Annotated in this window: 1 protein-coding gene; it reads left to right on the plus strand. The window is 53.6% G+C overall.

The window, feature by feature from the left end:
* The first annotated feature begins 168 nt into the window (after positions 1-168).
* Positions 169-315, plus strand: coding sequence for a hypothetical protein (locus WG929_RS21025; RefSeq protein ID WP_416205927.1), 147 nt, complete (start codon positions 169-171; stop codon positions 313-315).
* Positions 316-358: the final 43 nt, after the last annotated feature.

The raw sequence follows: 358 nt of genomic DNA on the forward strand, positions 1-358 counted from the left end.
CGATGGTACTAATATCATTCATGTGGACGCTCCTCATATTGACGTTTTGCTCGTAACAAAACCTTAGCGCATTTGACGCTGGATCCTATGGGGAGCGTCCATCTCATCATCTATTTAATCCTGCACGGCTCTGCGCGAGTATTGCCGTTGTTCAGGGCAAGGCGACGAATGCAGCGAAATGACGAGTCCTTTTCAAATTCGTCAACACTGCACTGGACGGCGGCAACCCGCGCCCTCCGGGGGCTGCCGGATGATCTCGACTCTGTGTCGCCGACGTTTGACTTGACCCGTCAGGCCTGCAAGTCGGCTTCGTGATTCGAAACCATCCGGTGGCCCAGAGTGAGCACCGGATTAAATA

This window comes from Oceanobacter antarcticus (assembly GCF_044962685.1).
Lineage (GTDB): Bacteria > Pseudomonadota > Gammaproteobacteria > Pseudomonadales > Oceanobacteraceae > Oceanobacter > Oceanobacter antarcticus.

What these genes read in the sequence shown, in the direction of transcription:
- WG929_RS21025 (WP_416205927.1), top strand. Translation starts at nt 169, where the DNA reads ATGCAGCGAAATGACGAGTCCTTTTCAAATTCGTCAACACTGCACTGG.